Raw genomic sequence first — 1,291 nt, 5'->3', positions numbered from 1 at the left:
TGAGGTGGCTCGGTTTGTTCGGACAGGTCAGCCGTTTCTATAAGTGGATGACTGCCGGATTTACGCCGCAACCGGGATTGGTTGGGGCGGGTTGAAGTAAGCGCTGTCTGGGGTGTTTCCGTCAAGAGCTTGGTGGGGTCGTTTGGTGTTATAGAAGGTCAGGTATTTGGCCAGATTGGCGTGGGCGTCGGCGACATTGTCATAGGCCCGCAGATAAACTTCTTCGTATTTGACCGACTTCCATAACCGCTCGACAAAGACGTTGTCACGCCAGGCGCCTTTGCCGTCCATGCTGATCTTGATGTCGTGTTTCTTGAGCACCTCGATGAAGGCCGGGCAAGTAAACTGACTTCCTTGATCGGTATTGAAGATGTCAGGCGCACCGTATTTGGCGATGGCTTCCTGCAATGTCCGCACGCAAAAGTCAGCCTCCATTGAGTTGGAAAGTTTCCAAGACAAAACCTTTCTGGTGAACCAATCCATCACCGCGACCAGATACACGAACCCCTTTTTCATCGGGATATAGGTGATGTCGGTTGCCCACACTTGGTTGGCTTTGGTGATGGGCAAGTCACGTAGAAGGTATGGGTAAATCTTGTGACTGGCGTCACGTTTGGTCGTGTTTGGCCGTCGATATAGCGCAGAAAGCCCCATTTTACGCATCAATGTGCGCACATGCAGCCGCCCAATACTATGGCCCTCGGCCCGCAACAAACCGGCCAACATCCGCGATCCAGCAAACGGATAGCTCAAATGAAGCTCATCCATACGCCGCATCAAGGCCAGGTCTGCGTCACTCACAGAGCGGGGTTCATAGTAAACGCCGCTGCGGCTCAGCCCCAAAACCTTGGCTTGCTTGACGACGGAAAGATCGTGCTCCTTGTCGATCATCGCTTTGCGCTCACCATGCCCGCTTTTACGAGCGCACCTGACAAAAAATCATTCTCCAGTGTCAACTCTCCGATCTTGGCATGGAGCGTTTTAACATCGATTGGTGGGGTCTCAGCTTCACGCGGGCCTTTCCCAGACCCGCCAAACACATCCTCTGCACCGTCTAGCAATTGGTCCTTCCATTGCTTGATCTGGTTGGGGTGAAGGTCAAATTGCTGCGCCAGTTCGTTCAGCGTCTTCTCACCACGAACCGCTTCCAAAGCCACTTTTGCCTTAAATGCCGCACCATGATTGCGTCTCACACGTCGTGCCATGTCTGTCTCCTATTCGCAGCATCCTATGCCGCGCCAGAGCAGTCCATCCACTTATAGCACCTGTCCAAATTTCCCGAGCCTGCTCT

The 1,291-nt window shown here is 53.3% G+C and carries 1 protein-coding gene; it reads right to left on the bottom strand.

Annotation, left to right across the window (positions count from 1 at the left end; all coding sequences use genetic code 11):
- Positions 1–60 precede the first annotated feature (60 nt).
- Positions 61–1,205, bottom strand: a protein-coding gene (locus B7364_RS08290; RefSeq protein ID WP_106407590.1) for an IS3 family transposase whose coding sequence is annotated in 2 segments (ribosomal slippage) — positions 61–941 and positions 941–1,205 — 1,146 coding nt in all. Because the reading frame shifts where the segments join, the coding sequence is not laid out codon by codon here.
- Between the last annotated feature and the right edge of the window lie 86 nt (positions 1,206–1,291).

Origin of the sequence: Aquidulcibacter paucihalophilus (genome assembly GCF_002105465.1) — a bacterium.
In the GTDB taxonomy this organism is placed as follows: Bacteria; Pseudomonadota; Alphaproteobacteria; order Caulobacterales; family Aquidulcibacteraceae; genus Aquidulcibacter; species Aquidulcibacter paucihalophilus.
This window is presented reverse-complemented; position numbering and strand designations above follow the sequence as displayed.